The sequence below is a fragment of the Mycobacterium sp. FW102-FHT13B02 genome (genome assembly GCF_058790275.1).
This window is the reverse complement of record NZ_JBYTCM010000017.1, coordinates 20,189-29,426: the sequence shown is the minus strand read 5'-3', so window position 1 is coordinate 29,426 and position 9,238 is coordinate 20,189. Positions and strand designations below refer to the sequence as shown.

Here is a 9,238-nt window from a genome sequence, read left to right as displayed (position 1 = left end):
CCCCCCCCCCCCCCCCCCCCCCCTCGACACTTGAAAAGCTCTGAAGAACTGGTGGTCAGCCCTGGGCTGACCACCAGTTCTTGTGTAGGCGCTCGCACCCGGCGGCCAACAGGCCGTCGTACTCCGCGCGCACCTGGACCGCCCCGGGGAAATCGTGTCCGGCCGAGTAGCCGGTGGTGACCACCAACGTCGCCAGCTTGGCGGCCCGTGCGGCGCGGAAGCCGCGGACGCCGCCCGCCACCGCCAGCGCGCTCTCCGGTCCCAGCCCCAACTCCCACAGCGCGTGGCCGTGCACATCCGGTTCACGGCTGGGGCGCGGCAGATCATCGGGCGTCACGATTGTCTCGGCGATGCCATCGCCCAGCAGCTGACGCACCAGCGGCTCCACCCACGACCGGCTACCGCTACTCACCACGGCGACCGATACCCCGGCGCCGAACAGCCCGGCCGCCAGATCGGCGAGGCCGTCGCGTGGGCTCACGTCACCGTCGAGCACCGACGTCTCGAACAGCTCGGTCTTGGTGCGGTACACGTGCGCTGCAATCTCGTTGCTGACCCGCCCGAAGCCGCGCCGCCGCAGCGCCGACGCGATGCGACGTGGCTCGTCCGCGATGCGGACCAGCCGACCGAATTCGGCCACAGACCAGGAGATATCGAGCCCATGTTCGGCGAAGGCAGCATTGAACGCCACCCGGTGGGCATCGCGCTCGACGTCGGCCACCGCTCCGTCGAGGTCGAAGATCACCGCGCGCAGCGGGTCGACCACGGCATGGGCAGGTCGCGCCACATCCCACCAGAACGTGCGCTCCACACAACTCACCGACATGGGTACCAGGGTGTCCCACGTCACACGTCCGGGGCCTCCCCCAATCGGGGGATTGGACGGGCGAGATTGCCGGTGAACTTTCGCGGCAGTCCACAGCCGATCCTCCCGACCTGCGCGGAAGCGCCGCTCTAAGGTGTTGCCATGACCACCAGCGAGAAGCCGGAGGCGCATCGCGCATGACCACCGACGCCGAAGCGGACACCGGCACGCCGGTGCGGCTGATCCTGGTCGACGACCACGAAATGGTCATCGAGGGACTCAAGGCCATGCTGGCCGCATTCAGCAACCGGGTACGGGTGGTCGGCCAGGCCGTCGGGGCCGAACGAGCCGCCGCCGTGGTCGACGAACTACAGCCCGACATCGTGCTGTGCGATGTCCGGATGCAGGGCGCCAGCGGCCTGGACCTGTGCCGTGAACTGCGGGAACGCAACCCCGACCGCAAAGTGGTCATGCTGTCGGTGTACGACGACGAGCAGTACCTCTACCAGGCGCTGCGGGTCGGCGCGTCGGGCTATCTGCTCAAGAGCATCAGCAGCGACGACCTGGTCCGTCAGCTCGAGTTGGTACACGGCGGGGCCACCGCCATCGACCCCGGCATGGCGGCCCGGGCTGCCGACACCGCGGCCCGCATGCAGCGCGACGAGTTCTGGCCCGGCGCCCGCCAGGGCCTCACCCAGCGGGAGAGCGAAATCCTGTCGTTCGTGGTCGACGGGCTGTCCAACCGCGGTATCGCGACGCGGCTGGTGATCGGTGAGGAGACCGTCAAGAGCCACCTGCGGTCCATCTACCGCAAGCTCGACGTCAGCGACCGTGCGGGTGCGGTGGCGACGGCGCTGCGGGAAGGTATCTACCGATGACGGCGCGCAACCCTGACGAGCGCTTGCACCGCGAACCGACGAGCAAGGTGCTGACCGCGGACCGCGAACTGGCCCTGCTGCGCGAGCTGATCCAGGCCGCCTCCAGCGGTCCCGGCGTCGAGCCGCTGGCCGCGGCGGCAGCCCGGATGATCACCGCGGCCACCGCCACCGATGTCTGCTTCGTCCACGTGCTGGACGACACCGAACGGTCGCTGACCCTGACGGGCGCCACGCCACCGTTCGACCAGGAGGTGGGCAAGATCCGGCTGCCGCTGGGCGAAGGCGTCTCGGGTTGGGTGGCCAGCAACCGCGAACCCGTGGTGATCACCGCCGACAAGGAGTCCGACCCGCGCTACCGGCCGTTCGAATCGCTGCGCGGCAGTGATTTCGCGTCCATGGTGTCGGTGCCGATGGAGACCGACCCGGGCGGGCTGGTCGGCGTGCTCAACGTGCACACCGTCGACCGCCGGGAGTTCACCGCGCGCGACGTCGAGCTCTTGCTCGTGATCGGTCGGCTCATCGCCGGGGCCATGCACCAGGCTCGGCTGCACCGCCAGCTCGTGGCTCGCGAACGCGCGCACGAGAACTTCGTCGAGCAGGTCATCGAGGCCCAGGAGATCGAGCGCCGCCGGCTGGCCGGCGACATCCACGACGGCATCTCCCAGCGGCTGGTGACCCTGTCCTACCGGCTCGATGCGGCCAGCCGAGCGGTCGGATCGGACGCGGCCGTCGCCGCCGAGCAGCTGACCTTGGCCCGGGAACTGGTGGACCTGACCCTCGGCGAGGCCCGGGCGGCCATCGGGAACCTGCGCCCACCGGTTCTCGACGACCTGGGCCTGGCCGGTGGGCTCGCCAGCCTGGCCCGCTCCATCGGCCAACTCGACGTCGACGTCGAGCTGGCCGACGTCCGGCTGCCCGACCACATCGAGCTGGCGCTGTACCGCATCGCCCAGGAGTGCCTGCAGAACGTCGTCAAGCACGCCCACGCCACCAACGCGTTGCTGAAATTCGCGGCCGACGCCGACCATGCCCGGCTCGAGATCATCGACAACGGAATCGGTTTCGACACCTTCGAGCGTCCCTTGGGCGCCGACGAGATGGGCGGCTACGGGCTGTTGTCGATGGCCGAACGCGCCGAGATCGTCGGCGGCCGGCTGAACATCCGCTCCCGGCCGGGCTCGGGCACCATCGTCACCGCCACCATCCCGCTGGCCACCGTCCGCGAGTAGTCGCAAACGTGCGGCGAGCCGCTAAAAGTCGCCGGCGTTGCGCCTGAGCGTCTCGATGGCGGCCACCAGGTCCGCCGACTGCCTGTCGGACATCCCGACGTCGGCGAACACTTCTTTGTTCAGCGTGATCGTGGCGTCCTCGACGGTCGAGCGGCCCAGTTCGGTCAGCTGCACCAGCGTCGTCCGGCCATCCGTCGGGTGCGGGACGCGCTCGACGAGCCCGTCTGCCTCAAGCCGCCGGATCGCGTGCGTGACGCTGGTGACGTGTACCTGCAGCCGGTCCGACGCCTTTGTGATGGGCAGCGCACCGCTGCCGCTGAACGCCAGCAGCCGCAGCAACTCGTAGCGGGAGAAACTCAAGTCGTACGGCCGCAGCGCGGTTTCGACGCGGGCCAGCAGGATCTGGTGGGCGCGCATCACGGAAGTCACCGCGACCATGCCGTCGGCAACGTCGCCCCAGCCGGCCCGTTCCCAGTTGGCCCGGGCCCGGGCGATGGGGTCACTGCTCACGACTTATTCATACCGCACGGGCCCGGCCGAACCCATGCAGTCAGGGCCGGACGGTCGTCCCGTCCATCGCATTACGGATGGCGGCCAGCACCGCGCGCGACGACCTGCGGTCCCCGACGGTGATCCGGACCCCGCCGTCGGCGTAGCTACGCACCCGCGGGCCGTCGTCGCCGAACGTCCATGCCCGCGCTCCGCTCGGCAGATACACGAAGTTGGCGTGGCTGTCGGTGCAGTAGACACCCATGGATCGCAACCGCGCCCGCAGGAACGCTCCTTCCGAGGTGATCATCCGGATACGTTGGCGTAGTTGATCTTCCGCATCGTAGGACGCCGCGACGGCCACCAGCCCGGTGATCCCGATCCCGAACGGCAGCTGCATCCCCCACAGCTCGCACGCCAACGACGGCGCGCAGACGCCATAGCCGATACGCAGACCGGCCAGACCGTAGGCCTTCGAAAAGGTGCGAACCACAACCAGATTGGGGTAGTGGACCACGAGCGACGGGATGTCGAGGCACAGGTCGGGAGCCAGGAACTCGACGTACGCCTCGTCCAGGATGACGACGGTGCCCGAGGGCACCCGATCCAGGAAGCGGTACAGGTCGGCCGCCGACTCGACGGTCCCGGTCGGGTTGTGCGGGCGGCAGATCACCACCACCTGGGCCCCCACCGCGGCCGCGGCCATGGCGCCGAGGTCGTGGTGACCGTGCCGATCCAGCGGCACGGTCACCGACCGCAGTCGCGCCATCTGCGCGAAGATCGGATAGCCGTCGAAGGTCGGTGTTGCCGTTAACAACACATCTCCCGGCTCGGTGACGGCCTGCAGCACCTGCATGATCACTCCAGTGGCACCGGCGCCAACCACCACCTGTTCGTCGGCGACGCCGACCCGGCCCGCGATCAGCGACCGCAACCGCTGCGGCAGGAACTCCGGATAGCGGTTCATCGCAGCGATCGACGCAGTCAGTGCGGCTCGTACCGCCGGCAGCGGCGGGAACGGATTCTCGTTGAGCGCCAAGGCCAACGGGTCGTCGGCCGCGGGCAGCGAACCGACCGCGTCGGCCAGCGCGCACGTCGGCGTCATCGCCGTCCGCCCCACCGGACCGCAGCCGCACCGGCGAAGTCGCCGGCGTGCGCGAAGGCCGCCATCATCACCACGTCGCCCTCGCTCACCTGGCCGTCGGTGATCGCCCGGTCCAGGTTGACCGGCACGCCCGCGGCGAACAGGTTGCCGCACTCGTCAAAGGTGTCGCGGTGCCGCTCGGCGGGCAATTCCAGCGCCTCCCGCCAGTTCCTCAGGAACACGCGGTTCGGCTGGTTGGTGACCAGCAAGCCGATGTCCTTGGGCGCCAACCCGATCCGGTCGCACACCGCGTACGCCACCTCGGGCACCTGGCGGTTACCCCGGGCCAGCACCTTGGTGATCTTGCTTTCGGTGAAGCCGATGCAGCCCTCCCCCGGGCCCGCCTGCCACCATTTCCGGGGCGGATCGACGGACATGGTCATATCGCCCGCGTACTCGCCGTATGTGCGGCACTCGACGTCGAGGATCGGCGAAACATCGGACAGCGCCACGAGTCCCACCGCAGCCCCGTCGCCCGGCACCGCCGCCTGCGCCTTGGGCCGGATGGTCTCCTGGTCGAAGACCTGGCCCGCCGCGTTCTGCGCCACCGCGACCAGTGCGGTGCGCCCCTCTCCCGAGGCCAGCAACTGGCGCGCCAGTTTGAGCCCCAGGATGAAGGCCGCGCACCCGCCGTTGTGTAGATCGATCACCCAGTTCGGTTTCATCCCAAGACGATTGGCCATGCCACCACCGCCGCCGTAGAACGGCATGTCGGGCAACTGGGTGTGCGTGATCAGTACGTCGACGTCGGCCAGGACGTCAGGTCCGTGGCGGTCGAGAAGCCCCGCGGCGGCGCGTTCGACCATGTCGATGGCGGTCTCGTCGGGTGCGACGTGATGCCGGAACTTGGGCGCCCGGAACATGAGGTTGTCCCGCAGGTCGTCGGAACCGGCGAATTGCGCGTAGTAATCGGCGCCGATCGGCTCTCCCGGTAGATAGGTCGAGACATCCAGAAGACTGACGGCAGGCTGCTCCATTTTTTCGCTCACTTCATCCAGGCCGGGGTGATCGGCAGTCCATTGCGGTGCCGGTACTCGGCAATCGCCTTGAGGTTGTCCAGTTCCAGGCGGTGGCCCGCCCCGAACATGTCCCAGAAGTCCCCGACCCACACGGGTCGCTGCGCGGGCGCGGTCTCGGGGTAGGGGTTGTCGTCGTAGAAGGGGTGGTGGCAGTTGGTCCACAGCACCACCGAGCCGGGCTTGTTGAGCACGGTCTGCGCGTCGACGACGCGCATCAGGTAGATCATCCAGAGGTGCTGCCCCTGGTCCCAGGCGCAGTGGTAGTCGACGGTCATCGCGTCGCGGTTCGCCACTGTGCGCGTGTAGATTTCGGTTTCCGAGCCCAGCCGGTCATACGCCAGCCAGAGGCCGGGCTCCTCGGTTTCGGTGAACCCGCGCAGGCTGTAGGTCCATTCCTCGAGGCTGCGGGTGTCCGACAGGTATTCGAAGAGTTCGTCCGGCGGGCAGTCGATGTAGTCGTTGACGGTGCAGTAGTCACCGAAAACCACGTCGTGCGGGTAGACCGACCGCATCATCTCCATGATGACGGGCGTGGCCTTCTCGCGGGGCGAGGTCTCGATGCGGGTGACACCGTCGATCGGCATCGTGATGTCTTCAAGCGCGGGCAGCGACATGCTGGGAGCTCTCTTTCTGCGTCTGTTGGATGACTGAATCGAGAAATGGTGCGAACGTGGGGATTTCGTCGGCCGAGCATTCGACACTGACCACCGACGGCCCGTGCTGGCTGAGTGCTTCGGTCAGTGCGCCGGCCAACTGCGGCAGCTCACTGACGTCGGTTGCGTGCAGACCGGGGAACATCGCGGCCAGTCCGGCGCCGAGCCGCGCCGGCGAGAAACGGTTGTAGCTGTAGCGGTCGCCGTAGAACAGCTGCTCACGGGTGACGCACATGGCGTGGGCGTTGTTGTTGAACAACACGAAGGTGATCGGGAGCCGGTACTGCACCGCGGTGTGCAGCTCCATGCCATGCATGAAGAACGAGCCGTCGCCGGCCACCACCACCGTACGGTACTGCGCTCCAGCGGTTTTGGCCCGCGCGAAGCACATGCCGATGGCAGCGCCGAAGCTGTACCCCATGCCTCCCATACCGAGCGCCACCACGAAGCGTCCGGCGCGGCGCACCGGCAGGCCGTGCACCGTCGAGGCGCCGGTGTTGCCGGCGTCGACCACGATGTCGGCGCCGTCGGGCAACAGGTCGTCGAGCAGTGTGACGGTGTCGCGGTACCGGATGCCGGGGCCCTCGTGCGGCGGCGGCTGGAGTTCGCTGTGCGGCAACGGATCCAGGACCCGGAGGCCGTGCGGCCGGCCGGCTCCCGTCAACGCCCGGGTCAGCGCCGTCAGCGACGCCCGCAGGTTCGTCGAATTCACGTGTGTCGTCGGGACATACGGACGCTGCGCGCCGAGCGAGACGATCTGCACCCCGGCCAGCGCATCGTCGAGGCCGGCGCGCGCCGTCACCGACAGGCGGGTCCCGACCACCAGGCACACCGCGCTGCGGGAGATCGCGTCGACCACTCGTGGATGACCCATCACCCCGGTGACGCCCAGCCACGACGACTGGCCCAATCCCGGTGAGCCACTGACGTCTTTGGCATCCGGAACCGTGGCGACCCAGGCTCGCAGGACCGAGCGCAGCTCCTCGAGTTCACGACGGGCGTCGTCGCGGGCCACCTGCTCGCCGGCGATGATCGTGACCGGCCCCAGCGCCCGGCGCAGCACCTCGGCGATGGAATCCGGGTCCGCCAAGATCGAATCACGGACCACCACAGCACTTTCCACGGGATCGACCACGTCGATCATGGCCTGCTGGATGTCCTTCGGCAGCAGCAGCACCGCCGGGCCGCCACTGTCGGCCGCAGCCAGCGCCTCCGTCAGAGCGGACACGATGTCCTCCGGGTCCGTCACCCGCCGGCAGTACACCGACACCGCCGAGAACAGCGCCACCGCGTCGAGTGATCCCGAGCGCCCGCTGGTGTCCTGGAAGCTGCCTCGTCCGTCCATGCCGGTCGGCGCCTGCCCCACCAGGGCCAGCACCGGCACTCGGCTGGCCAGTGATTCCCCCAGTCCCGCAACCAGGTTCAGCGATCCGCCACCCGATGTCGCGGCCACCACCCCGATCCGGGATATCGCCCGGCTGTATCCGTCGGCCATGGTGGCCGCGGAGAACTCGTGCTTGGCCAGGATGGGGGTGATCTCGCCGCTGAGGAACGCCGCGTCGAAGAGGTCCTCGATGTTGGCCCCGTCGACACCGAAGAAATACTCGGTGCCCGCCGCCGCCAGTTGCGTGATGATGTGGTCCACCACCCGATACCTGCCGACCATCTGCCACCTACTTCCGCTCGTCTGCCCAAGAACACGAAGCGGACCGCCGGATGGTTCAACGCCGGCGAAAACAACTACAGATTGCGCTCCAGCAGCACCTTGCCGTTGTCGGCGGAAACCAGTTGTACCGCAGCAATTTCCGAAACCTGCATCGGCGTGTTACCGCTCGGCAACGCAGTGGCTCCGGACATGCCGAACCACGTGGCGATCTGTGTACGGCTACCATCACGGCCCACCACGACCATGCCCAGATTGCTCGGCGGCGCGGCAGGTCCGCTGGACCAGTCGCCGTAGCTGCAGGCCATATCGATCCGCGTACCCCAACCGTAGCTGCTCAACGCGATGGTCGCATTGAACGGCGTGGGAGCCACGTGCTGCATGGGCAACTGCGCGACCTGCTCCTGTGTCTGACCACCACCGAAGAACTCCGGCCGGACCACGGCCACCGCACCGACGGCCAATACCGCGGCGGCGAGGCCCGCTACTGCCGTCGTCACCCAGCGCGTCCGGCGCCGGCGCCACCGCACCTTGGCCAGAACCGAATCGAGCACCTCGGGGCGCAACGGCGGTTCCGGCTGCTCCGCACCGATCTCCTGGACATCCGCCAGAGTCAGCAGGCCCAGCAGAGCCGGCATACCGCTCAGCTCACCGACCGCATCCCGGCACCGGGAACACGTCTGCAGGTGCGCTTCGTACTCGCGACGTTCCGCACTCGACAACGAACCCAGCACATACGCGGCGTCCCAGGTTGCGTACCGGTCGCCGTCAAAGGGTCCGATGGACTCGATCAGGTGTGTGCTCACCGAGTCACCCCCATTTCCTGCAGATTCAGACGCAGCGCCCGAACCGCGTAATGCAACCTCGATTTCACCGTGCCCTCGGCGATCTGGAGCTCCGCGGCAATCTGCGCGACGCTCAACTGCCGGTAGTACGCGCGCTCGATCACAGCGCGATGGTCGACGGAGAGCTGGCTCAGGGCACCCCCGAGCAGCATCCGATCCAAGGCGGTATCCACTTCATCGGTGGCTGCCGGGTCCGTCCGGTTGTCGGCCTCCACAACCTCTGACGAGGTGGTTTCGTGCCGGCGCCGGGCGCTGCGCTGCTCATCGATGATCAGGTTGCGGGCGACGGTGTAGAGCCACGCCCGCGGGGACTGATTGGTGTCGGCCACGACGTCAGGGTGCCGCCACGCCCGCAGCAAAGTCTCCTGCACGACGTCCTCGGCACGCGCCGGGTCCTGTGTCAGTCGCAGGGCATAGCGCCAAAGGGCGCCTGCGTGCTCGTCGTAAAGCACCCGCATCATGGCGGCCTCCGGATCGCTCATGCACCAACCTCCGTCATTGACACGAGATCAG

General features: G+C 68.2%; 10 protein-coding genes. 2 read left to right on the top strand and 8 right to left on the bottom strand.

The window, feature by feature from the left end:
• Positions 1-55: 55 nt before the first annotated feature.
• The gene (locus AC3WTE_RS23660) at positions 56-850 is read right to left on the bottom strand and encodes an HAD family hydrolase (protein WP_492441440.1); all 795 of its coding nucleotides are present in this window, start codon (positions 848-850) and stop codon (positions 56-58) included.
• 152 nt (positions 851-1,002) lie between these two features.
• Between AC3WTE_RS23660 and AC3WTE_RS23655 the strand changes: the two genes are divergently transcribed.
• Together AC3WTE_RS23655 and AC3WTE_RS23650 are read left to right on the top strand one after the other, a co-directional pair.
• Positions 1,003-1,683 carry a response regulator gene (locus tag AC3WTE_RS23655; protein ID WP_492441438.1) on the top strand — a complete coding sequence of 227 codons (681 nt, stop codon included), beginning with the start codon at positions 1,003-1,005 and terminating at the stop codon, positions 1,681-1,683.
• Positions 1,680-2,912 carry a GAF domain-containing sensor histidine kinase gene (locus AC3WTE_RS23650; RefSeq protein ID WP_492441436.1) on the top strand — a complete coding sequence of 411 codons (1,233 nt, stop codon included), beginning with the start codon at positions 1,680-1,682 and terminating at the stop codon, positions 2,910-2,912. Before AC3WTE_RS23655 ends, AC3WTE_RS23650 begins: the two co-directional genes overlap by 4 nt.
• Positions 2,913-2,933: 21 nt before the next feature.
• Here the strand turns inward: AC3WTE_RS23650 and AC3WTE_RS23645 are convergent, their stop codons facing one another.
• The 7 genes from AC3WTE_RS23645 to AC3WTE_RS23615 form a co-directional block, all read right to left on the bottom strand.
• Positions 2,934-3,422, bottom strand: coding sequence for a MarR family transcriptional regulator (locus AC3WTE_RS23645; protein WP_492441434.1), 489 nt, complete (start codon positions 3,420-3,422; stop codon positions 2,934-2,936).
• Positions 3,423-3,462: 40 nt separating this feature from the next.
• Positions 3,463-4,506 carry a pyridoxal phosphate-dependent aminotransferase gene (locus AC3WTE_RS23640; RefSeq protein WP_492441433.1) on the bottom strand — a complete coding sequence of 348 codons (1,044 nt, stop codon included), beginning with the start codon at positions 4,504-4,506 and terminating at the stop codon, positions 3,463-3,465.
• A complete protein-coding gene (locus tag AC3WTE_RS23635) occupies positions 4,503-5,522 on the bottom strand; it encodes a 3-oxoacyl-ACP synthase III family protein (RefSeq protein ID WP_492441431.1) in 1,020 nt (339 codons plus the stop codon). Before AC3WTE_RS23635 ends, AC3WTE_RS23640 begins: the two co-directional genes overlap by 4 nt.
• A gap of 8 nt (positions 5,523-5,530) precedes the next feature.
• Complete coding sequence (locus AC3WTE_RS23630; RefSeq protein WP_492441429.1) at positions 5,531-6,178, bottom strand: DUF8713 domain-containing protein; 648 nt, start codon at positions 6,176-6,178, stop codon at positions 5,531-5,533.
• Complete coding sequence (locus AC3WTE_RS23625) at positions 6,159-7,883, bottom strand: thiamine pyrophosphate-binding protein (RefSeq protein ID WP_492441427.1); 1,725 nt, start codon at positions 7,881-7,883, stop codon at positions 6,159-6,161. The genes AC3WTE_RS23630 and AC3WTE_RS23625 overlap by 20 nt, the downstream gene beginning before the upstream one ends.
• Before the next feature lie 74 nt (positions 7,884-7,957).
• Complete coding sequence (locus AC3WTE_RS23620; RefSeq protein ID WP_492441425.1) at positions 7,958-8,686, bottom strand: anti-sigma factor family protein; 729 nt, start codon at positions 8,684-8,686, stop codon at positions 7,958-7,960.
• On the bottom strand, positions 8,683-9,207 hold the full coding sequence (locus tag AC3WTE_RS23615; RefSeq protein WP_492441423.1) for a sigma-70 family RNA polymerase sigma factor: 525 nt from the start codon (positions 9,205-9,207) through the stop codon (positions 8,683-8,685). Before AC3WTE_RS23615 ends, AC3WTE_RS23620 begins: the two co-directional genes overlap by 4 nt.
• Positions 9,208-9,238 lie beyond the last annotated feature (31 nt).